Source organism: Pseudomonas sp. RW407, assembly GCF_003176655.1.
GTDB lineage: Bacteria > Pseudomonadota > Gammaproteobacteria > Pseudomonadales > Pseudomonadaceae > Pseudomonas > Pseudomonas delhiensis.
This window is the reverse complement of record NZ_QGSL01000088.1, coordinates 495,402-516,704: the sequence shown is the minus strand read 5'-3', so window position 1 is coordinate 516,704 and position 21,303 is coordinate 495,402. Positions and strand designations below refer to the sequence as shown.

General features: G+C 71.4%; 15 protein-coding genes and 1 riboswitch. Of the genes, 9 read left to right on the top strand and 6 right to left on the bottom strand.

What is annotated here, in order from left to right; translation table 11 throughout:
* The first annotated feature begins 74 nt into the window (after positions 1-74).
* Genes DK254_RS08910 through DK254_RS08890 form a run of 5 tightly spaced genes read left to right on the top strand, consistent with a single transcriptional unit; the run spans position 75 to position 5,341 of the window.
* Complete coding sequence (locus tag DK254_RS08910; protein ID WP_158546413.1) at positions 75-608, top strand: spore coat U domain-containing protein; 534 nt, start codon at positions 75-77, stop codon at positions 606-608.
* Between the two features lie 42 nt (positions 609-650).
* Positions 651-1,178 carry a spore coat U domain-containing protein gene (locus tag DK254_RS08905; protein WP_158546412.1) on the top strand — a complete coding sequence of 176 codons (528 nt, stop codon included), beginning with the start codon at positions 651-653 and terminating at the stop codon, positions 1,176-1,178.
* Between the two features lie 18 nt (positions 1,179-1,196).
* Positions 1,197-1,916: a molecular chaperone gene (locus DK254_RS08900; protein WP_109933491.1), complete on the top strand. Its 720-nt coding sequence runs from the start codon at positions 1,197-1,199 to the stop codon at positions 1,914-1,916.
* A gap of 8 nt (positions 1,917-1,924) precedes the next feature.
* A complete protein-coding gene (locus DK254_RS08895; RefSeq protein ID WP_109933490.1) occupies positions 1,925-4,300 on the top strand; it encodes a fimbria/pilus outer membrane usher protein in 2,376 nt (791 codons plus the stop codon).
* Between the two features lie 15 nt (positions 4,301-4,315).
* Positions 4,316-5,341 (top strand): spore coat U domain-containing protein, encoded by a 1,026-nt coding sequence (locus DK254_RS08890; protein WP_109933489.1) that lies wholly within the window; start codon positions 4,316-4,318, stop codon positions 5,339-5,341.
* A gap of 4 nt (positions 5,342-5,345) precedes the next feature.
* Here DK254_RS08890 and DK254_RS08885 read toward each other — a convergent pair whose 3' ends face one another.
* From DK254_RS08885 to DK254_RS08875, 3 genes are read right to left on the bottom strand one after another with little or no spacing between them, the layout of a single operon-like run.
* Complete coding sequence (locus DK254_RS08885; protein WP_109933488.1) at positions 5,346-6,251, bottom strand: ABC transporter substrate-binding protein; 906 nt, start codon at positions 6,249-6,251, stop codon at positions 5,346-5,348.
* Complete coding sequence (locus tag DK254_RS08880) at positions 6,248-6,955, bottom strand: ferredoxin (RefSeq protein WP_109933487.1); 708 nt, start codon at positions 6,953-6,955, stop codon at positions 6,248-6,250. Before DK254_RS08880 ends, DK254_RS08885 begins: the two co-directional genes overlap by 4 nt.
* A 7-nt stretch (positions 6,956-6,962) precedes the next feature.
* Complete coding sequence (locus tag DK254_RS08875) at positions 6,963-8,912, bottom strand: TonB-dependent siderophore receptor (protein ID WP_109933486.1); 1,950 nt, start codon at positions 8,910-8,912, stop codon at positions 6,963-6,965.
* A 92-nt stretch (positions 8,913-9,004) separates the two neighbouring features.
* Positions 9,005-9,211: riboswitch (cobalamin riboswitch) on the bottom strand.
* Between the two features lie 142 nt (positions 9,212-9,353).
* Here DK254_RS08875 and DK254_RS08870 point away from each other — a divergent pair.
* Entirely contained in the window at positions 9,354-9,950 is a 597-nt protein-coding gene (locus DK254_RS08870; RefSeq protein ID WP_109933485.1) for a LemA family protein, read from the top strand.
* A gap of 15 nt (positions 9,951-9,965) precedes the next feature.
* The gene (locus tag DK254_RS08865) at positions 9,966-11,894 is read left to right on the top strand and encodes a M48 family metallopeptidase (protein ID WP_109933484.1); all 1,929 of its coding nucleotides are present in this window, start codon (positions 9,966-9,968) and stop codon (positions 11,892-11,894) included.
* A 254-nt stretch (positions 11,895-12,148) separates the two neighbouring features.
* Here DK254_RS08865 and DK254_RS08860 read toward each other — a convergent pair whose 3' ends face one another.
* The 3 genes from DK254_RS08860 to DK254_RS08850 all read right to left on the bottom strand — a co-directional run bounded on the left by DK254_RS08860 (position 12,149) and on the right by DK254_RS08850 (position 15,057).
* Positions 12,149-13,531: an amino acid permease gene (locus DK254_RS08860; protein WP_109933483.1), complete on the bottom strand. Its 1,383-nt coding sequence runs from the start codon at positions 13,529-13,531 to the stop codon at positions 12,149-12,151.
* A 277-nt stretch (positions 13,532-13,808) separates the two neighbouring features.
* The gene (locus tag DK254_RS08855; protein WP_109933482.1) at positions 13,809-14,486 is read right to left on the bottom strand and encodes a class I SAM-dependent methyltransferase; all 678 of its coding nucleotides are present in this window, start codon (positions 14,484-14,486) and stop codon (positions 13,809-13,811) included.
* 340 nt (positions 14,487-14,826) lie between these two features.
* Complete coding sequence (locus DK254_RS08850; RefSeq protein ID WP_109933481.1) at positions 14,827-15,057, bottom strand: hypothetical protein; 231 nt, start codon at positions 15,055-15,057, stop codon at positions 14,827-14,829.
* Positions 15,058-15,361: 304 nt separating this feature from the next.
* Between DK254_RS08850 and DK254_RS08845 the strand changes: the two genes are divergently transcribed.
* Entirely contained in the window at positions 15,362-18,373 is a 3,012-nt protein-coding gene (locus DK254_RS08845) for a transglycosylase domain-containing protein (RefSeq protein ID WP_256595851.1), read from the top strand.
* Positions 18,374-18,533: 160 nt separating this feature from the next.
* On the top strand, positions 18,534-21,303 hold a 2,770-nt coding region (locus tag DK254_RS08840; RefSeq protein WP_218281410.1), incomplete at its 3' end, for a patatin-like phospholipase family protein.

Here is a 21,303-nt window from a genome sequence, read left to right as displayed (position 1 = left end):
CCCTCCCCTATCCGCCTGCTTCATCGCTGCCGCCCCCTGGGAAAATGCCTCTCCCATTTTTCGAGGCCATGACGATGAAGCATGACAGGCTCAGCCACGCCCTAGCCGCCACCCTGCTCACCCTGCCCCTGGGCCAGGCCCTGGCGGCGATCAGCGGCCAGGTGGAGGTTTCCCTCGAGATCGCCAGCGGCTGCCAGGTGAGCCAGGGCAACAGCGCCAGCGGCGTGATCAACCAGTTCGGCCACCTGGACTTCGGCAGGGCCGGCCCGACCTGGAGCAACGCCCTGAGCGCCCAGCTGATCGGCACCGGCGGCGGGGCCCTGCAGGTCACTTGCGACCCGGGCATCGGCGCCTTCGATGTGCAGGTCGACGGCGGCCTGCGTGGCGACCGGACGCTGGAAAACGAGAGCGGCGAGCACATTGCCTACTCGCTGTACGTGGACGCCGGGTACACCCAGGAATACCTGCCCGACCAGATGTACGAATTCGCCATTCCCAGCGACGGCACTCCCGTCGACGTTCCCATCCACGGCGCCATCGCGCCCAATGCCAGGGCCCTGCCCAGCGGCACCTACCGGGACACCCTGACCGTCACCCTGGAATTCTGAGGTCGCGGCCGGCCCATGCCAGCGCCTACCCGGCCGCCCCGCGTGCCTGCCAGGCCACGCCGCCGCGCCCTGGCCGCGCTGCTCCTGCTGCTCGCCCACGCCGGCGCGCAGCAGGCGGACGCCGCGACCCGGGCCAGCTTCCGCGTCTCCGCCAGCGTCACCCAGGGCTGCCTGGTCAACCAGGCGGCGCCGGGCAGTGGCAACGACTTCGGCCGCCTCGACTTCGGCCGGCACCCCTCCAGCACCAGCGGGACGATCAGCGCCCGGCTGCTGCCCAACGACGCCATCAGCCTCAGCTGCACGCCGGGGGTGAAGCTGCGCATGACGGTGGACGGCGGCCAGCACCTGGAGGGCGGCCTGCGCCACCTGGGCGCCGGCCAGGCGCGGCTGGCCTACCGCCTGTACCGCGATGCCGGCCTGAGCCAGGAAATCCCGGTCGGCGCCAGCGTACCCATCGACTACAGCACCCCCGGTGCCATCCAGCTGCCGATCAACGCCGCCCTCCGCCTGCCCGGCAACCAGACCGCCGGGCGCTACCAGGACCGGCTCACCGTGACCCTGTCGTGGTGAGCGAGCCGGAGCCCCCCGATGCCCTTCGCCCTGCTTCTCATACTGCTCGTGCTGCTGCCCGCCGCGGCGCGGGCCGGCAGCTCCATCCTCATCTGGCCGATCGACCCGCGCCTGGAGCACGACCAGCGCGCCAGCGCGCTCTGGCTGGAGAACCGCGGCAGCCGGAGCACGCTGCTGCAGGTGCGCATCTTCGCCTGGAGCCAGCGCGACGGCGAAGAGCACTACCAGGCGCAGCGCGAGGTGGTCGGCAGCCCGCCGATGGTCCGCGTCGAGCCGGGCGCCCGCCAGCTGGTGCGCCTGACGCGCCTGGCGCCCAGCGCGGCCGGCACGGAGCACGCCTACCGCATCCTCATCGACGAGGTGCCCACCCCGCAGGACGAGGCGCAGGGGCCGGGGGGCAGCGGCATCCGCTTCCAGATGCGCTACTCGGTGCCGCTGTTCCTCGTCGGCCCCGGCCTGCCGGCCGAGGCCGGCCGCCCGGCGCTGGGCTGGCGCCAGGTCGAGGCTGGCGGCAAGGCCTACCTGGAGATCCGCAACGCCGGGCCACGCCACGCCCGCCTGACGCGGGTGGCCTTCGAGCGGGACGGCGCCAGCCTGGCCATGGACGAGGGCCTGCTCGGCTATGTGCTGCCCGGCAGCCGCATGCGCTGGCCGCTGCCGCGCCCGTTGGCCGGTGGCGAGCGGCTGTGGGCGGAGGTCAACGGCGAACGCGGCGAGATCGCCGCCGCGCCCCGCTAAGCCACGGCATGGCCCGGCTGCCGCTGCGCCGCTGCCACCTGCTGTTCGCCGGCCTGGCCCTGCTCGACGGCGAGGCCCCGTTGGCCGCGCCCCTGCCCCCGCCACCACGGGATGCGGGCGCGCTGGCCGACAGCGCGCGCCTGTACCTGGAGCTGGTAGTGAACCTGCGGCCCAGCGGCAAGGTGGTGGCCGTGGACCTACGGCAGGGCCGCCTGCGGATGGACGCGGCCGACCTGCGCGCCCTCGGCCTGCCGGTGGCGCAGGCGGGCTGGCTCGACCTCGGCGAGTTGGCCGGGGTGCAGGCGAGCTACGACGCCCAGGGCCAGCGCCTGCTGCTGCAGGTGCCGCCGCACTGGCTGCCGCCGCAGCAGCTGGACGCGGCGGCGCGCCGCGCCCGGGTACCGGCCCGCAGCAGCGTCGGCGCCCTGTTCAACTACCAGCTGTACGCCAGCAGCCCGCAGAACGGCCAGGACACCCGCTCGGCCTGGAGCGACCTGCGCCTGTTCGGCCCCTTCGGCGTGTTCAGCCACAGCGGCGTCCACCAGCAGCCCTTCGGCGGCCCGGCGCAGCGCAGCCGCTACCTGCGCTACGACAGCCACTGGCGCTTCGCCGACGAGGAGCGCGCGCTGACCTACGAGGCCGGCGACCTGGTCAGCCGCTCGCAGGCCTGGGCCTCGCCGGTGCGCCTGGGCGGGGTGCAGCTGTCCCGCGACTTCGCCATCCGCCCCGACATCGTCACCTACCCGCTGCCGCGCTTCGCCGGCGAGGCGGCGCTGCCCAGCACCCTGGAGCTGTTCGTCGACGGCTACCGCAACGGCCGCTACGAGCTGCAACCCGGCCCCTTCAGCCTCGGCGCCCTGCCCTACGTCAACGGCGCCGGCCAGGCCGTGCTGCAGACCACCGACGCCCTCGGCCGCCAGGTCTCCACCAGCGTGCCCTTCTACGTCAGCAGCGAACTGCTGCGCCCGGGCCTCAGCGACTTCGCCGCGAGCCTGGGCAGCCTGCGCCAGGGCTACGGCCAGGACGATTTCGCCTACGGCAGCGGCGCCGCCAGCGCCTCGCTGCGCCACGGCCTGAGCGACCACTTCACCCTGGAGGCCCAGGCCGAAGGCGCCGCCGGCCTGGCCATGGGCGGGCTGGGCGGCGTGCTGCGCCTGGGCACCCTGGGCGTGCTCAACGCCGCGGCCGGCCATGGCCGGCTGGACGGCGACGGCGGCCGGCAATTCAGCTTCGGCTACCAGTACAGCGCCCGCCGCTTCCACTTCTCGGTGCAGCGCAGCCAGCGCGACGCCGACTACGCCGACCTGTCACGCCTGGCCTACGAACGGCAGCGGCGCCGCAACGGCGACGACACTGCGCCGAAGCACGGCTATTCGCCCACCCGCCGCAGCACCCAGGCCAGCGCCAGCGTGGCATTGGACGGCTGGGGCAGCCTGGGCGCCGGCTATTTCGAGGTGGAGGCCGGCGACGGCGGCCGCACCCGCCTGCTCAACCTGTCCTGGGGTCGCTCGCTGTGGGGCGAGGCCAGCCTGTACCTGTCCGCCAACCGCGAACTCGGCAACGGTCGCTGGAACAGCGCGGTGCAACTGGTGATCCCCTTCGACCTGCGCGGCACCCTCGGCATGGGCATCGAGCGCGGCGCCGACGGCCGCAACAGCCGGCGCGTCGACTACAGCGAGGCGCTGCCCGGCGAAGGCGGCTTCGGCTGGAACCTCGGTCACGCCGACAACGGCGGGGGCGGCGACTGGCACCAGGCCGCGCTGCACTGGCGCGGCCGGAACCTGCAGGCCCGCGGCGGCCTGTACGGCAACGCCGACGACTATACCCGCTGGGCCGACCTCGGCGGCTCGCTGGCCTGGATGGACGGCGCGCTGTTCGCCGCCAACCAGGTGCAGGACGCCTTCGTGCTGGTGAGCACCGACGGCCAGCCCGGCATCCCGGTGCGCTACGAGAACCAGCTGGTCGGCCAGACCGACGCCAACGGCCACCTGCTGGTGCCCTGGAGCAGCGCCTACTACCCCGGCAAGTACGAGATAGACCCGCTCGGCCTGGCCTCCAACGTCGAGGCGCCGGTGGTCGAGCAGCGCGTCGCGGTCAGGGCCGGCAGCGGTTATCTGCTGCGCTTTCCGGTGCAGCGCATGCTGGCCGCCAGCCTGCTGCTGCACGACCGCCACGGCCAGCCGCTGCCGCTGGGCACGCGGGTCGCCGGCGACGACGGCCGGGCCGCCTACGTCGGCTGGGACGGGCTGGTCTACCTGGAGCACCTGCAGGCGCGCAACCACCTGCGCGCGAACCTGCCCGACGGCGCCACCTGCAGCGCCACCTTCGAACTGGACCCCGCGGCCGAGGAACTGGCGCAGCTGGGGCCGCTGCCCTGCCTCTGAAGCCCGGAGTCGACGATGAACCCATGGCTACGCCCGCTGCTGCCCCTTTTGCTCCTGGCCCCGCTGTCAGCCTGGGCCACCACCGCCCAGCAATGCCGCATGCAGCCCGGCGACAGCAACTTCGGCACCCACAGCTCCCTGGTCATCGCCCGCGAGCCGCTGCAGATCCAGACCCGCGGCGGCATGGCCTGCGACGTGCGCAGCGGCGCGATCATCGGGCAGAACTGGGTGCGCCTGCGCCTGGAAAACCTCGACGGCAACGTCCTGCGCAATGCGAAGACCGGCGACAGGATCCCCTTCGACCTGTACGCCGACGCCTCGCTGAAGCAGATGCTGCGGCAGGGCGTGACCTACGACTATGCCAACCTCCTCGGCAGCGGCCACCTGGACCTGCGCACCTTCCCGCTGCATGCCCGGGTGCGCTCGGCCAACGTGGCGGCGGGCACCTACGTCGCCACGCTACAGTTGCGCTGGTACTGGCGCATCTGCGTCACCGGCCAGGCCCTCGGCGTCTGCGCCTGGCCGGGCTGGGACAACAGCCCCGGGCTGAGCGGCGGCTGCCTGGGCCCGGTCTGCCTGCAGGGGCCGAGCAACTGGGGCAACGGCATGGTCACCCAGGTGCGCCTGGTGCTGAACGTCCGCAACGATTGCCAGCTCAGCGCCCCCGCCCTCGACTTCGGCAGCGCGCCCCTGGTCAGCAGCTTCCTTCCGGTGCAGCAGCGCATCCAGGTGCGCTGCACCAAGGGCGCGCACTACAGCGTCGGCCTCAGCGACGGCAGCCATGCCAGCAACGGCCAGCGCCACATGGCCAGCGGCAACGCGCGCCTGGCCTACGAGCTGTACAAGTCGGCCGGCGGCAACGAACGCTGGGGCGCCCAGGGCGCCGAACGCCGCCCCGACGGCAGCGCCGAGTCGAACCCCGGCCAGCTCGACGGCCTCACCGCCCAGGGCTTCGACTACCGCGCGGAAATCCTCCCCGAACAACCCACCCCGCCCGCCGGGACCTACACCGACAGCGTGGTGGTGGACGTGCGCTTCTGAGCGCTCAGGGGTACAGGGCGGCGGCCAGCTCGCGCGCCGCGCGGCCACTTTGCGCCCCCGGCACCAACTGGCTGAAGGGCAGCGTCACGAAGCGCCCTTCGCGCACCGCGCGCAGGCGTGACAGCAGCGGGTGCGCGCGCAGGTAGCGGACCTTCTCCGCGGCCGGCGACCAGCGCGCGTCGGCCAGCAGGATCACGTCCGGGTCGCCCGCCAGCAGCGCCTCGGGGCTGGCCAGGTAGCCGCGCAGCGCCACCGCCTCGAACAGGTTGCGCGCCCCGGCGGCGCGCAGCAGTTCGCTGACGAAGCCACGCCCGCCCTGGCTGGCCAGGCCGGCGTCGCTGCTGTCGAGGTAGAACACCCGCAGCGGCGCGCGGCCGGCGGCCCTGGCCGCGGCCGCGCGCAGGTCAGCCTGCTGGGCGTCGATCAGCTCACTGGCCCGCGCCTCGGCGCCGAGCAGCCGGCCCAGGGTGAGCAGGTCGGCCCGCACGTTGCCGAAGCCATCGCCCGTGCGTGGCGCGCAGGCTGCCTCCAGCAGGTAGCTGGCGATCCCGGCGGCGCCCAGCTCGGCGCGCCCGCGCCCCGCGTCGAAGGCCGTGGCGAAGCCGCCCACCACCAGGTCCGGGCGCAGCGCGTAGAGCAGCTCGGCGGACGGGTAGCGCGCCGACACCACGGGTACGCCGCGGTAGCTCCCACCCTGCAGGTCCGGCCCCGGGTCGTCCAGGTAGGCCACGCCCACCAGCCGCGGCCCGGCGCCCAGCGCCAGCAGCAGGTCGGCGGCGTGCTGGTTGAGCGCCAGGATGCGCTCGGCCGGGCGCGCCAGGTGCCAGGCCTGGCCGCAGTTGCGGTAGTCCTGGGCAGCCAGGGCCGGTGCTGCCAGCAGCAACCCGAGCAGCAGTGCCAAGCCCTTCATGGCGCCCCCTCGATCAGCAGTTCGGCCACCGGCTCGCCGCCCGCCAGGTGCTGCTCCACCACGCGCAGCACCTGGGCCTCGTCGCGCACGCCGTACCAGCAGCGCTCCGGGTGGACAGTCAGCAGCGGCCCGCGGTTGCAGGGGAACTGGCAGCCGGTGCGGGTCAGCAGCACGCCCTCGGCGGTTTCGATCAGCCCGCGCCGGGCCAGTTCGCGGCGCAGCGTCTTCCACAGCGGCAAGGCGCCGCGGCGCATGCAACGCGGGCCGGTGCAGAGGAAGACCTGGCGCTTGTGCGGCGGCGGCGCCGACCAGTCCGGCTGCTCCGGCACCGGGCCGGCGTGGCGGCAATCCAGCTGCTGGCGGCCGTCGTCGATGGCCGCGCACACCAGCCGGGCGTCCAGGCCACGGCGGCCAAGGGCCGAGGCGGTCACCCGCGGGCACGGCGCCCGGGGGTAGTCGCCGGCCAGTTGCGCCACCTCGCCGCGCAGCCAGTCGAGGTAGGCGCCGTCGCTGGCCGGTTCCAGGTCCACCAGCAGCAGCGCCCTGCCCGCCTGCAGGTGGGCGCGGACGGCCGGCCAGAGGGCGTCGAAGCCATCGCTGGTGTCGATCGGCTGCAACGCCCCGCGCAGCGCTTGCAGCTCGGCGCGGAAGGCCTCGCCCTGGGCGCCCGCGAGGGGGCCGACGATCAGCACTGCCGGGTCCATGGCCACCTCAGAAGCTGAAGGTGTAGCGCAGCTCGGCACTGCGCGGGCGGCCCAGGTTGTCCACCTGGCGGATGCCGTTGCTGGTGCGGCTGGTGGCGTAGTCGCGGTCCAGCAGGTTCTCCAGCAGCAGGCTCAGGCGGTGGCGGCGCGCGCCGTCCAGGTAGCGGTAGGCGTCGCCGTCGAGCACCGTGTAGTGGCCATAGTCGTCGCCCTGGGGGCTGACGATGGAGCCGACGTAGCGCACCGCCACGCCGAAGCCCCAGGGGGCCTGGTCATAGCCCAGCCGCGTGCGGGCGAAGAAGTGCGGGATGTTGTTCACCGTCACGCCCTCGCGGGTGTCCACCAGGTTGCGCGTGGCGTCAGCGGCCAACTGCCAATGCTCGCCCAGTTGCCACTGGCCGCTGGCCTCGATGCCGCGCACCTCGATCTCGCCATCGCCGTTCACCCACTGGTCGCCGGCCAGGGTGATGAGGTCACTGATCTCGCGGCGGAAGACGGTGACGCTGCCGCTCCACGGCTGGCCGAACAGCGCGCCGCTGTAGTCCAGGCCCAGCTCGGCGTTGCGGCTGCGCTCGGGCTTGAGGTCGCGGTTGCCGATCTCGCTGCCCGGCTCGTTGACGAACAGTTGCTCGGCGTTGGGCAGCTTGAAGGCGGTGCCCAGCTGGCCGCGCAGCTTGAGCTGGTCGGTGAGGTCGTACAGCGAGGTGAGCATCCACACGGTGGCACCCTCGCCGCCGCTCATTTCCTCGCGGCGCACGCCCAGGCTGGGGTGCCAGTTCGGCAGCAGGTCCACCTGCGGGCGCAGTTGCGCGTACAGGGCGTGGGACTCGGCCTTGTCGTTGTCGATGATGAGGACATCGTCCTGGCCCTTGTACCACTGGTTGTCGCTGCCGAAGACCAGTTCGTGGCCGCCGGCCAGGCGCGCCTTGCCCTCCAGCTGCGCACCCCAGTCGGTGAAGCCCCAGTAGTCGTTGTGGTTGAGCACCCGGGTGCCGCCGCCGGCGAGGTTGTAGATGCGCGTGTAGCTTGTGTCCCAGTCGTTCAGGTGGGCCTTGGCGAACCAGCTGAAGTCCTCGCCCAGGTGCTGCTCGAAGGTGGCGGTGGCGATCTGCTGGATGCGGTCATTGGTCGTGTGGCGGTTGTCGGCCGGGCGGGCGTAGTCCAGGTCGGCGTCGGCGTACTGGTAGAACAGCTCCAGGCGCGAATCGCCGCCGAAGGCCTGGATGGCCTTGGCGCCGAACACGTTGACGTCGTAGGAGCGGCGCTTGTCGCTGACGGTGGCGGTCATGTCCTGCTCGCGGAACGGCTTGTAGCCGTCGGAGCGGTTGTGGCTGACGTAGGCCAGCAGGCCGAGGTCGCCCAGGCCGTTCTCCAGCACCTTCTCCACGCGTGCGTCGCCGCTGCGCCCGCGGAAGCTGTCCAGGCCCAGGTTGACCTCGCCGGAGGCCTCGCGGCTGCGCGCGCTGCGGGTGACGATGTTGATCACCCCGGACACCGCCTGGGTGCCGAACAGCAGGCCCTGGCCGCCCTTGAGCACCTCGATGCGCTCCACCGCGGCGGTCGGCAGGGTGTCCAGGTAGAGGCCGCCGTACAGGCGGTTGTTCAGGCGCACGCCGTCCAGCAGGATCAGGGTGTCGTCGTTGCGCCCGCCCAGCAGCGAGTAGGTGCCGTAGTCGAAGGGGCCGTTCTTCGGCGCCACGAACAGGCCCGGCACGTACATCTGCAGCACGCGGGTGACGTCGGCGCTGGGGCCGGCGCGCTCGATCTGCTCGCGCTCGATGACCTCGAGCCTGCTGCCGTAGCGGGCCATCTCGGCGACGGTGGTGGACTCCACCGAAGGGGCGCTGACGATTTCGTCCTGCAGCCCCAGGGGCGCGGCATGCAGGCAGGGGCTCAGGCACAGGCCGGCCAGCCACAGGGCGCGCCGGGGTGCGGATTCAGGGAAGGGGAAATGCAAGGTGATCGCCTCGAAATGGGAATTTCGCAGGCGGCGCAGCGAGTTCCGGCGCGGGCGCGACCGGAATCCGGCTCACGCCCGCCCACCGCGGGTTTGCCAACAACGCTCCAGGCCGGTCTCCGGGCTCGCGAGGATCGTGGAGCATCCGCCTTCCCATGCCTGAGCACAGTGGCCTCGTGGATGCCCCGCTCGCTTACCGTTGCGGGGGCAGCGCCGGACTTGCCGCCAAGGGCGACGCACCGGCTTCCCGTTTCACCTCGCGCACGGCGGCACGAGGCACCTGGAACGGCGCGCATCTGACCACCTGGGCGGCGGAGCGTCAAGGGCGGCCCTTTACAGCATGCTTCCGCGCCGGGGCGCAGCCTGTGATGGCCTCCCTGCCGTCGTGGAAGCTTTCCGCTATCATCGGCGGACCTTCCCGACGCTCGAAAAGGACTGCCCATGTCGGTTTCTTCCCTGGTGCTACTGCTCGTCCTCGCCGTGCTGTTCTTCGGCGCCATCGCCATCTACAACCGCCTGGTGAACCTGCGCGCCCGCTACCGGAACGCCTTCGCGCAGATCGAGGTGCAGCTCAAGCGGCGCTACGACCTGATCCCCAACCTGGTGGAAACCGCCAAGGCCTACCTCAAGCACGAGCGGGAAACCCTGGAAGCGGTGATCGCCGCGCGCAACGCCGCGGTGGCCGGGCTCAAGGCCGCCGCCAGCCAGCCCGGCGCCCCCGCGGCCCTGGCCCAGCTGGCCAACGCCGAGGGCGCCCTGGGCGGCGCGCTGGGGCGGCTCAACGTGACCCTGGAAGCCTACCCGGACCTGAAGGCCTCGCAGAACATGCAGCAGCTCACCGAGGAGCTGTCGAGCACCGAGAACAAAGTGGCCTTCGCCCGCCAGGCCTACAACGACGCGGTGATGGAGTACAACGCCTACCGCCAGTCGTTCCCCGCCGTGCTGCTGGCCGCCAACTTCGGCCACAAGGCCGACGCCGCCTCGCTGGAGTTCGCCGACAGCCAGCAGATCCAGGATGCGCCCAAGGTCAGCTTCTAAGCGCTGGCCGGTCGCATGAACTTCTTCCAGCACCAGGACCGCGCCCGCCGCCAGACCGGGCGGCTGATCCTGCTCCTGGCCATGGCGGTGGCCTGCCTGGTGACGCTCACCAGCCTGGTCCTGGGCTGGCTCTGGCGCCATGTCGGCGAGCCCGCCAGCCACTGGACCTCGCCGCAGCGCCTGCCCGACCTCGAGCTCTACCTGTGGGTGGCCCTGGTGGTGGTCGGCGTGGTGGTGCTCGGCGCCTGGTACAAGCACCGCCAGCTGCGCCTGGGCGGCCGCGCCGTGGCCGAGCGCCTGGGCGGCCGGCTGATCAACCTGGACGCCCGCGACGCCGACGAGCGCCGGGTGCTCAACGTGGTCGAGGAAATGGCCATCGCCTCGGGCGCCCCGGTGCCGCCGGTGTACCTGCTGGAGGACAGCGGCATCAACGCCTTCGCCGCCGGCCTGACGCCGCGCGATGCGGTCATCGGCGTCACCCGCGGGACCATCGGCCTGCTCAGCCGCGACGAGCTGCAGGGGGTGATCGCCCACGAGTTCAGCCACATCCACCACGGCGACATGCGCCTGAACACCCGCCTGGTGGCGCTGCTGCACGGCATCCTGCTGCTGGGCCTGATCGGCGAGACCATGGTCCGCGGCCTGTGGGACAGCCACACGGCCGACGACGTCGCGCGCATCCGCGTGCAGCGCAGCAACGCCGGCAACGACGCCGGCTCCGGCTCGGCCCTGGGCTTCATCGCGCTGGCCTTCGTCGCCGGCCTCTGCCTGTGGGTGCTGGGTTCGCTCGGCACCTTCTTCGGCAGCCTGATCAAGGCCGCGGTGAACCGCCAGCGCGAGTACCTGGCCGACGCCTCCGCCGTGCAGTTCACCCGCAACCCGGCCAGCATCGCCGGAGCGCTGAAGAAGGTCGGCGGCTACGGCTCGCTGCTCGGCGCCCTGCACCGCGCCGAGTTCAGCCACCTGTACTTCAGCGACGGCCTGGCCAGCCACTGGTTCGGCCTGGCCACCCACCCGCCGCTGGAGGCGCGCATCCGCCGCATCGAGCCGGGCTGGGACGGCCGCTACCCGAAGCTGGAGCCACGCCTGGACGTCCCGCTGGTGGACCGCGAGACCTGGAACGCCGCCCTGCGCGGCTACCCCTCGGGCGCGGCGCTGGCATCGGTCGAGGCCATCGGCGAACCCGCCGGGACGCACCTGGAGGAAGCCCGGCATACCCTGCAGCGGCTGGACGACGGCCTGCAGGCGGCGGCCCATGCCGTCGATAGCGCCCAGGCCCTGGTCTACGGCCTGCTGCTGGATGCCGGGGCGACGGCCCGCGAGCAGCAGCTGCAACTGCTCAAGCCGCGCCTGGACCTGGGCGTGGCCTTCCAGCTCGACCGCCTGGAGGAGCGCCTGCGCGCCCTCGACCCGGGCCTGCGCCTGCCCCTGCTGGACCTCGCCATGCCGGCGCTGCGCCAGCTGGACGACGGGCAGTACGAGGCCCTGCGCGGCAACATGGCGCTGCTGATCAAGGCCGACCGCCGGGTGAAGCCGCTGGAATGGACGCTGCTGCGCATCGTCGAACGCAACCTGCGCCCCGGCCCGGCGCGCATCGGCAACCTGCCGCTGGCCGAGCTGGGCGACGAGGCGGCCATGCTCCTGGCCTTCCTCGCCGGCCTCGACAACACCGACGCGCTGCACACCGAGCAGGCCTTCGCCCAGGCCTGGGCCGGCCTGCCCTTCGCCCCGCGCCAGCGCCCGCGTGCCGGCACCCTGCGCGAGCTGGAAGTGGCGCTGCGCCGCCTGGTGCAGCTGCGCCCGCTGCAGAAGCCGCAGTTGCTCAAGGCCATGGCCCGCTGCATCGAGTACGACGGCCATATCAGCGTGGCCGAGGCGGAGCTGATGCGCGCGGTGGCGGATATCCTCGATTGCCCGATGCCGCCGTTGCTGGGGAGGGCGTAGGGGTTCGCCCGACGCCGAGACGCTCTTCGTAGGAGCGGACCTTGTCCGCGATGGCCGGACGTTCCGGCTCGATTCGCGGATGAGATCCGCTCCTACGGCTTGCCCCAACGCCGTGCCCATGTAGGAGCGCGCCCTGCGCGCGATTCGCGGGCAGGGCCCGCTCCTACGGTCCGCCGGAAGGCCGTGCATTTCATTTTCTGGCCGCCCAGGAAAAAGGGCCTGCGAAGAGGCCCTTTCTCATTGCGTCACCGCGCTCACGCGCCGCTGGCGACCGCGCCCTGCTCGCCTTTCGGCGCCAGGTCGAACGCGCGGTACAGCACCACCAGCAGGACCAGGAAGGCCGGGCCGATGTACAGGGCGATGCGGGTGTCCTCGAAGAACGCCATCAGCGCCACCACCAGCACCAGGAAGGCCATGGCCAGGTAGGAGCTCAGCGGGTACAGCCACATGCGGAACTGCAGCTTGCCGGCCTCGGCCGGGCTCAGGCCGCGGCGGAACTTCAACTGCGCCAGCAGGATCATGGCCCAGGTCCAGATGGCGCCGAAAGTGGCGATGGAGGTCACCCAGGTGAACACTTTCTCCGGCACCAGGTAGTTCAGCAGCACGCCGAACAGCAGGGCGACGATCGACAGGATCAGCGCATTGCGCGGCACGCCGCCCTTGGAGGTCTTGGCGAAGACAGCCGGCGCCTGGCCGTGCTGGGCGAGGCTGTAGAGCATGCGCCCGGTGCTGAAGATGCCGCCGTTGCAGGACGACAGCGCGGCGGTGATCACCACGAAGTTGATGATGCCGGCGGCGGTCTTGATGCCCAGGCGCTCGAAGGTCATCACGAAGGGGCTGCCCTGGGTGCCGATCTCGTTCCACGGGTAGATCGACATGATCACGAAGAGCGCGCCGACGTAGAACAGCAGGATGCGCCAGAACACCGAGTTGATGGCGCCGGGGATGGTCTTCTGCGGGTTCTTCGCCTCGCCGGCGGTGAGGCCGATCATCTCCACGCCCAGGTAGGCGAACATCACCATCTGCAGCGACATCAGCACGCCGGTGATGCCGTGGGGCATGAAGCCGCCGTTGCTCCACAGGTTGGAAATGCCGGTGGCCACGCCGTCGTTGCCCAGGCCGAAGACGATCATGCCGCCGCCCACCAGGATCAGCGCGAGGATGGTGACGACCTTGATCAGGGCGAACCAGAACTCGAACTCGCCGAAGGCGCGCACCGCGATCAGGTTGATGGTGCCCATGCTCGCCAGGGCCGCCAGGGCCCAGATCCAGCGCGGCACCTCGGGGAACCAGATGCCCATGTAGATGGCCACCGCGGTGATCTCCGCGACGCAGGTCACCAGCCACAGGAACCAGTAGTTCCAGCCGGTCAGGTAGCCGGCCAGCGGGCCGAGGTAGTCCTGGGCGTAGCGGGCGAAGGAGCCGGCCACGGGGTTGTGCACGGCCATCTCGCCGAGGGCGCGCATGATGACCAGGATGGCCAGGCCGCCGATGATGTAGGAGAGCATGATGGCCGGGCCGGCCATCTGGATGGCCTTGGCGGAGCCGAGGAACAGGCCGACGCCGATGCAGGCGCCGAGTGCCATGAGACGGATGTGCCGCTCGTTGAGATCCCGTTGGAGATCGTGGGACGACATGATGGTGCAACCTCGATTTTGTTGTTGGGTATATCAGCGGCGACTCGAAGCGCGGTCGGGATGAGGAAGGCCCGCGACGGAAAAAGCGCCGCCGCCGCGCCGGTGGGCACGGGGGAGGAGTCGTCTGGGGCCTTCCGGGACTGCACACCGGAAGAGGCTGCCCGTTCTTGTGGAACGGACGTGGGCATTGCGGGAGTGAACCACTGAGGTCGCCGCGGAGTGTTGCACAAGATTGCCGGAGCGTCTGCCCCCTTATGGTGCGAACGAGACCAAAGGCTTATTCGGCCGGCGCGGCCACCAGCAGCAGCGAGCAGGCCTCGCCGGTATCCGGCCGCCGCGGCTCGCGCAGCGACAGCAGGCGCCAGCCGCAGGCGTGCAGCAGGGCCAGCCAGGACTCGAAGGTACGGAAGTACCAGGGCATGGGCTCGCGGAACTCCTCGCCCAGGGCGCTGAAGGTCTCCAGGCGCCAGCCGTCCTCGTAGGGCCCGTCGCCACAGGCGCTCCAGGGGTGCAGCGTCTGGATCAGCAAGCGCCCGCCCGGCGCCAGGCGCTGTGGCAGGCCACGCAGCAGGGGCGCGAGGTCTTCGTCGAACAGGGCGAAGTTGCACACCAGTGCGTCGAACAGTCCCAGGTGCGCGCCCGCCTCACCCACCAGCCCGGCCTGGCTGAGCACCTCGTAGCGCCCGCCCCCGGCCTGGCGCGCCGCCTCGATCAGCGCCGCCGAGGCATCGACGCCCACTACCTCGCAGCCCCGGGCCTCCAGCACCCGGCACAACCAGCCCTCGCCGCAGCCGATGTCCAGCACCCGCCGCGGCGAACCTTCCAGCACGGCGCGGACGATGGCCTCGTCGGTGGCCAGGCGGCGGCTGTCGATGCGCTGCTCGCGCACCGCGCGGGTCCAGGCACTGGCGTTGCTGTCCCAGCTGTGGCGGATGCGGGTAGGGTTGTCGGGCATGGTGGGGTCCGGTGTGGGGGGTGGCGTCTTCATTCTAGGCAAAGGCTTTTCGTAGGAGCGAGCTTGCTCGCGAACCGTGTTTCCCGGTGGCTTTGGTGCTGGGGGTGACTCCGCTCCCTCTCCCCAGCCCTCTCCCTGAAGGGAGAGGGGGCTTGTCCGTGCCGAGAGAAGGAGTGGTTCCAGCCGGAAACTTTCGGTGTTGCCGGCTAACTCCAGAGCCTCCGTTTCTGCCCAACGGTCCCCTCTCCCTTCAGGGAGAGGGTTAGGGAGAGGGCGCTCTTCAGGGCTAGCACCGCAGCCACCGGGAAACACCGTTCGCGAGCAGGAACTGGGCGCCCCCTCACAACCCCTTCGGCACCGCCAGCCCCTTGGTCGAAGGCCCCTGCTTCAACGGCTGCCGGCACCCCGCGTCGCTGAACGGCCCGGACAGCTGCGTCCAGCCTTCCCCCGGCGAGGTCTGGCTGCAGGTCAGGTGGCCGTCCAGGCGGCTCTGCCACAGGTAGAACGGCATGGGCGCGGCCTGGGCGGCCAGGCAGGCGATCAACGGCAGGAACAGCAGGAACGGGCGCATCGGACGGGCTTCCAGGTCACTCGTCGGCCATTGTCGCGGGCTGGGCCGGACGAAGGCACGACATTCAGCAGAATTTTCCCCGCCTACTACGCTCAAAGAAAGGGGAGGCCGCTGGCACGGGGGCTTTCGCGGCACCGGGATGGGTGTCGGTCGTCACGTCGGCGGAGACCACTTACTCAGGCTTTCGCAAGCATGGGCAGGTCGTGATATGGCGCATACGGAGCATACCGGTCAACTGCATTCTCAACCGGGCGTGCCGGAGCCTGGCTTTTCCCCGAAGAAACCCAGCCACCACCGTTTTCTGCTGCTGTTTCTCTTCGTCCTGCCCCTGCTGGCGGCGATGGGCGCGGCGCTGCTCTACGAGGCGCGCACTTCCAAGCTGCAGGCCCGCGAACTGGCGCGCCTGGCCGGCGACCTGACCTGGCAGGTCGGCGCCGGCGCCAGCGACCAGGTGGTCTACCCGAAGGACGGCCCCTTCGACCGCCGCCTGGGCTACCTGCAACTGCCGGACTTCCTGCAGCGCCTGCATGACCGCGACTTCGTCACCCTCGACCAGGCGCGCTTCTCCCCTGCCCTGCTGCAGTACGCCGGCTACGGCATGTTCCCGCCCTACGCAGAGAAGGCCCAGGCCGGCGTCGACATCAGCGACTGCCGCGGCCTGCCGATCTACAACTTCCGCTACCCGCAGCGCCTCTACGCCAGCTATGACGCCATCGCCCCGCTGATCGTGCAGAGCCTGCTGTACATCGAGAACCGCGACCTGCTCGACGCCAGCCGCCCCTACCTCAACCCGGCCATCGACTGGAGCCGCTTCACCCAGGCCGCGGTGGCCCAGGCCGGGCGCCTGGTGGGCATGGGCAACCACGCCCCCGGCGGCAGCACCCTGGCCACGCAGATCGAGAAGTACCGCCACTCGGTGGACGGCCGCACCAACTCCATCCGCGACAAGCTCCGGCAGATGGCCTCGGCCAGCGTGCGCGCCTACCAGGGCGGCGCCGAGAACCTGCCGGCGCGGCGCAACGTGGTGCTCACCTACCTCAACTCGGTGCCGCTCTCGGCGCAGCCGGGCTACGGCGAGGTCAGCGGCCTGCCCGACGGCCTGTGGATCTGGTACGGCACCGACTACCAGCAGGTCAACCGCCTGCTCGCCGCGCCCGCCGGCACGGGCGCCGAGCTGGAGGCCCAGGGCCGGGCGCTGCGCCAGGTGGTGTCGCTGATGATCGCCCACCGCCGCCCCTCCTACTACCTGTCGCGCGGGCGCAAGCCGCTGGGCGAGCTGACCGACAGCTACCTGCGCCTGCTGGCCCAGGCCGGGGTGATCGAGGCGCCGCTGCGCGATGCCGCGCTGGCCCAGCGCCTGGAGTTCCGCGACCCGCAGAACCAGCCGACGGTGCAGCCGCTGGAGCCGAACAAGGGCGTGAGCCTGGCCCGCACCCGCCTGGCCGGCATGCTCAACGTGCCGCTGTATGACCTGGACCGCCTCGACCTGACCTTCAGCACCACCCTGCAGGACGAGTTGCAAAACAAGGTCAGCGCCTACCTCAAGCAACTGGCCGCCCCGGACTTCGCCTCGCAGATCGGCCTGTTCGGCGAGCACCTGCTGTCCAAGGACAAGACCGCCGACGTGCGCTACAGCTTCGTGCTGTTCGAGCGCACCGCCGACGGCAACCGCGTGCGCGTGCAGACCGACAGCACCGACCAGCCCTTCGACATCAACGAGGGCAGCAAGCTGGAACTGGGCTCCACCGCCAAGCTGCGGGTGCTGTCCAACTACCTGGAGCGCGTCGCCGACCTGTACCGCGCCTACACCGGCAAGCCCGCCGCCGAGTTGCGCAAGGTGCCGGTGGAGCCGCTGGACTTCATCACCCGCTGGTCCATCGACTACCTGGTCGCCAACCCCAACGCCGACCTCTCGGCCATGCTCGCCGCGGCCATGCAGCGCAAGTACTCGGCCAGCCCCTACGAGAGCTTCTTCACCGGCGGCGGCGTGCACACCTTCTCCAACTTCCGCCGGGAGGACAACGGGCGCATCCCCACCCTGCTCGAAGCCCTGCGCGAGTCCATCAACCTGCCCTTCGTGCGCCTGCTGCGCGACCTGGTGCGCCACGACATGTACCAGAAGGACGGCAACAAGCTGACCGTGCTGCAGGACGACAAGGACCCGCGCCGGCAGCTGTACCTGGACCGCTTCGTCGACCAGGAGAGCCGCGTCTACCTGCTGCGCTTCTGGCAGAAGTACCGCGGGCAGAACGCCGACGAGCGCCTGGACACCTTCCTCGACGGCCTGCGCCCCTGGCCGGTGCGCCTGGCGGCGATCCACCGCTACCTGCAGCCCCGGGCCGACCAGGCGACTTTCGCCGCCTTCCTCCAGGACCGCCTGAAGCAGAGCCACTACACCGGCGAGAAGCTCACCGACAAGCGTATCGCCGACCTCTACACCCGCTACGGCCCCGGCGCCTACGACCTCAACGACCAGGGCTACGTGGCCCGCGTGCACCCGCTGGAGCTGTGGCTGCTGGGTTACCTGCAACGCCAGCCGCAAGCCAGCTTCGCCGACGCGGTGGCCGCCAGCAACGCCGAGCGCAAGCAGGTCTATGGCTGGCTGTACAAGTCGCGCTACAAGGCCGCCCGCGACAAGCGCATCCGCATCATGCTGGAGGTGGAAGCCTTCCTCGACATCCACCAGCAATGGAAGCAACTGGGCTACCCCTTCGACCACCTGGTGCCCTCGCTGGCCACCGCCCTGGGCAGCTCCGGCGACCGCCCGGCGGCGCTGGCCGAGCTGATGGGCATCATCCTCAACGACGGCGTGCGCCTGCCGACCCTGCGCATCGACAGCCTGCACTTCGCCGCCGGCACGCCCTACGAGGTGAGCCTGGCGCCGCAGGCCAACGTCGGCACCCGGGTGATGACCTCGGAGGTGGCCAGCACCCTGCGCGACTCGCTGTCCCAGGTGGTCGACCAGGGCACCGCGCGGCGCCTGTCCGGCAGCTTCCGCCGCGACGACGGCAGCGCGCTGGTGATGGGCGGCAAGACCGGCACCGGCGACAACCGCATCGAAAGCTTCACCCGCGGCGGTGCGGTGAAGAGCTCGCGCTCGCTGAACCGCACCGCGACCTTCGTGTTCTACCTCGGCCCGCGGCACTTCGGCACCCTCACCGCCTACGTCGCCGGCAGCGCCTCGAGCAACTTCAAGTTCACCTCGGCGCTGCCGGTGCAGGTGCTCAAGGGCATGGCGCCGATGCTGCAGCACTACCTGGAGCCGGGCACCGAGTGCCACGCGCCCCAGGACACCCTGCGGGTGAGCTGGCTATGAGGCCGGCGGCCGGCGCCCAGCGCGCCGCCGCGGCCTGAACCCGGGAAAGGCCAGGGAAGCACGGCGCCAAGGGTTCGGCGCCGGGAGGTCCGGCCGGCCGTCAGCATGACCTGGCGCGGCGCCCCTTGCCGCGCGGGTCCGGGAGCCGGAGGGCACCGCCATGCCGCGCCGCCATGCGAACCTCAGGGACCAGGAACAGGCACTGCTGCGCCAGCGCCGCGCCCAGGCCGGCATCGACGTGCCGTCGGACTTCAGCTGGGGCCTGGCCCTCTCCGGCGGCGGCGTGCGCAGCGCCACCTTCAACTTCGGCCTGCTGCGGGCGCTGGCGAAGAACCACGTGCTCAAGCGCTTCGACTACCTGTCCACGGTGTCCGGCGGCGGCTACGTCGGCGCCATGCTCGGCCGCCTATACGGTCCCGCCCAGGGCGCCCGCGAGGTGGAGAACGGCCTGGCGGCGGACGATTCGCTGCTGCTCTGGTGGCTGCGCAACAACGGCCGCTACCTGGCCCCGGCCGGCGGCCGCGACCTGCTGATGGCCGGCGCCTCGATGCTGCGCGGCTTCATGGCCACCCAGCTGGAGATCGGCATCCTGCTGCTGTGCATCGGCATGTTCACGGTGCTGCCCCACGTGCTGCTGGCTCTGGTGGGCACGCCGCCGGTGTTCCTCGGCAACCTCTGGTCGCTGTGGTTCCTCGTCGTGCCGCTGTTGCTGCTGGCCGCCGGCGCGCTGTGCTGGGCCTACTGGTTCAGCCGCGACCGCCAGGACCACGCCCTGCGCGACCTGCTCTCGGTGCTGCTGGCCCTGCTCGCCGCGCTGGCCCTGGCGGTGCAGGGCCTGTGGCCGCAGCTGCAGAGCGACATCGAGCTGGGCCCGCGGCTGCTGGCCTACGCCACCCTGGTCGGCGCCCTGCTGATCGCCCCGCTGGGCTGGCTGCTGCGCCTGCCGCTGCGTGCCTGCCCGCCGGACCAGCAGCGCCTGCGCCTGACCCACTGGCTGGGCTGGGTGCTGCTGGGCGGCGCCGGGGTCCTGCTGCTGGGCGCCTGCGAGGCGGCGACCTGGCACTTGGTCGTACGCCTGCGCGAGAGCGGCAACTTCACCCTGGTCTCCTCTGGCGTGCTGGGCTCCACGGGCCTGGCCGTGGTGCTGTTGCGCGCCCTGCTGCCGACACTGCTGGAGCGCCTGCGCCAGCAGGGCCTGCCCACGGCCTACGGCAGCCAGTTGGCCAACCTGCTGGGCCTGGCCCTGCTGGCGTTCCTGCTGCTGGCCTGGCTGACGCTGCTGCAGGCCTTCCTCTACCTGGGCGGCAACCTGCTCAGCCCCGGCGCCGCCATGCAGCCCTGGCTGCCGCTGCTGTACTGGGCCCTGGTGCTGGCCGCGCTGGGCTTCTACATCGGCATCAGCGGCGCCAACCTCACCCAGCTGAACCTCGCCTCGCTGCACTACTTCTACCGCTCGCGCCTGGCCCGCACCTACATCGCGGTGGCCAATCACGGCGGCCCCGAGGCGCGCTTCCCGGCCTCGCTGCTGGTGCCGGCCGAGCGCCGGCTGATCGAGGGCATCGAGTCGCTGCGGGAAATCCTCCCCGGCGACGACGTGGCCCTGGGCGACTACCAGCCGCACGCCTACGGCGGGCCGCTGCACCTGATCAACTGCTGCATCAACCAGACCCTCGACGACCGCACCCACAGCTACAACGCCGACCGCAAGGGCGTGGCGCTGACCGTCAGCGCCCTGGGCGTAGAGACCGGCACCCACGGCCCGCGGCCGCCCGCGGGCATGGAGCACGGCAGCCTGGCGCAATGGGCGACCATCTCCGGCGCCGCGCTGAGCACCGGCATGGGCTCGCGCACCAGCACCGGGCTGGCCGCGCTGGTGTTCATGACCGGCCTGCGCCTGGGCTTCTGGCTGCCCAACCCGACCCGCGCCGCCGAAACCGGCTGGCGCGCGCGCCTGGCCAAGTACCTGGCCACCCGCGCCGAGATGCTCGCCCAGTTCCCCGGCCTGCGCGCGCCCTTCTGGTACCTGTCCGACGGCGGCCACTTCGACAACAGCGGCGTCTACGCCCTGCTCAAGCGCGAGGTCGACCTGATCGTCGCCAGCGACTGCGGCGCCGACCCGCGCTACCTGTTCGAGGACCTGGAGAACCTGGTGCGCAAGGCCAAGATCGACTACGACGCCGACATCGAATTCATCGACCCGCAGAGCCTGGCCCGCGTCTCCGGCGACGACACCCGCGCCCTGCTGTTCGGCACCCCGGAGTCCATCTCGCCGGATTGCGGCCGCGAGTACCTGCTGCTGGCGCGCATCACCTACGCCAGCCACAGGCGCGGCACCCTGCTGGTAGTCAAGCCGCACCGCTGCGACTCGCCGCTGCTGGAGCTGCCCTTCGACCTGGTGGGCTACGCCGACCGCAACCCGGCCTTCCCGCAGCAGGGCACCGACGACCAGTTCTTCGACGAAAGCCAGTGGGAGGCCTACCACCAACTGGGCCTGGCCCTGGGCTCGGTGCTCAGCCGCGACCTCCTCCAGCGCCTGCCCGGCTGGACCGACCTGGCCAGCATCGTGACCCTCACCGCGGTCGGCCAGCCGGCCCCGGCCAACGCCCCGAACCGCCGCCAGCGCATCGCCCAGAACGTACGCACCACCCTCGGCGTGGGCCTTTCCGCCAGCCTGGTGGTGGCGCTCTGGCAGGGCCTGGAGCAGTACCGCGGCAGCATCGCCGACAGCGAGTCGAAGTACGCCAGCCAGCTGGAGGCCATCGCCGACCTCTACGCCAAGGGCAACAAGGTCAGCGACGCCCTGCGCACGCGTATCGGCCACCTGGAGAACTTCGCCAGCCGCAACGGCCTGTCGGTGGAGTTCGCCAGCGACATGCGCACCCTGTTCGAGCGCGCCAGCACGGCCTGCGCCAACGGCACCGAGTCGGCCG

Coding starts and splice junctions, on each gene's coding strand:
- DK254_RS08890 (WP_109933489.1), top strand. CDS start 4,316: ATGAACCCATGGCTACGCCCGCTGCTGCCCCTTTTGCTCCTGGCCCCG.
- DK254_RS08880 (WP_109933487.1), bottom strand. CDS start 6,955: ATGGACCCGGCAGTGCTGATCGTCGGCCCCCTCGCGGGCGCCCAGGGC.
- DK254_RS08900 (WP_109933491.1), top strand. CDS start 1,197: ATGCCCTTCGCCCTGCTTCTCATACTGCTCGTGCTGCTGCCCGCCGCG.
- DK254_RS08870 (WP_109933485.1), top strand. CDS start 9,354: ATGTCGGTTTCTTCCCTGGTGCTACTGCTCGTCCTCGCCGTGCTGTTC.
- DK254_RS08910 (WP_158546413.1), top strand. CDS start 75: ATGAAGCATGACAGGCTCAGCCACGCCCTAGCCGCCACCCTGCTCACC.
- DK254_RS08895 (WP_109933490.1), top strand. CDS start 1,925: ATGGCCCGGCTGCCGCTGCGCCGCTGCCACCTGCTGTTCGCCGGCCTG.
- DK254_RS08865 (WP_109933484.1), top strand. CDS start 9,966: ATGAACTTCTTCCAGCACCAGGACCGCGCCCGCCGCCAGACCGGGCGG.
- DK254_RS08850 (WP_109933481.1), bottom strand. CDS start 15,057: ATGCGCCCGTTCCTGCTGTTCCTGCCGTTGATCGCCTGCCTGGCCGCC.
- DK254_RS08860 (WP_109933483.1), bottom strand. CDS start 13,531: ATGTCGTCCCACGATCTCCAACGGGATCTCAACGAGCGGCACATCCGT.
- DK254_RS08855 (WP_109933482.1), bottom strand. CDS start 14,486: ATGCCCGACAACCCTACCCGCATCCGCCACAGCTGGGACAGCAACGCC.
- DK254_RS08885 (WP_109933488.1), bottom strand. CDS start 6,251: ATGAAGGGCTTGGCACTGCTGCTCGGGTTGCTGCTGGCAGCACCGGCC.